This window comes from Mesorhizobium sp. M4B.F.Ca.ET.143.01.1.1 (genome assembly GCF_004792275.1).
GTDB lineage: Bacteria > Pseudomonadota > Alphaproteobacteria > Rhizobiales > Rhizobiaceae > Mesorhizobium > Mesorhizobium abyssinicae.
The window spans coordinates 1-315 of sequence record NZ_SRSR01000254.1; the positions used below are offsets into that span (position 1 = coordinate 1).

The 315-nt window shown below is 67.3% G+C and carries 2 pseudogenes; one reads left to right on the forward strand and one right to left on the reverse strand.

Annotated elements, in window-relative coordinates:
- Window positions 1–56: 56 nt before the first annotated feature.
- Window positions 57–206 (forward strand): annotated as a pseudogene (locus tag EN786_RS39610) (adenylate/guanylate cyclase domain-containing protein); the annotation flags it as partial.
- Here the strand turns inward: EN786_RS39610 and EN786_RS39615 are convergent.
- Window positions 158–315: pseudogene (locus EN786_RS39615) on the reverse strand (low specificity L-threonine aldolase); the annotation flags it as partial. The pseudogenes EN786_RS39610 and EN786_RS39615 sit on opposite strands and share 49 nt — an antisense overlap.

A 315-nucleotide genomic window follows, 5' to 3' on the forward strand; every position in this document is an offset into this window, starting at 1 on the left:
GGCGCCTGCTTTCGGCTACCGGGCACGGCGAGCCCGGCGAGCCCGGCGGACCTTGGTTGCCCATTGGCATCGGCGTTCACTCCGGTACGGCTTACGTCGGTTCCGTCGGGGACGGATTGGTCGCCGATTTCACGGCAATGGGAGACGCGGTGAATGTAGCGGCGCGCTTGCGCAGGAAGGCCAGTTCGCCGGCGCGGCCGGGATCGAACAGCACGATCGCTTCGGCACACCAGCAGCCGTTCTTGGTGCCGCCAAAGGACAGGATATCAACGCCGCGCTTCCAGGTCATCTCGGCCGGGGTCGTGTCCAGCGCGA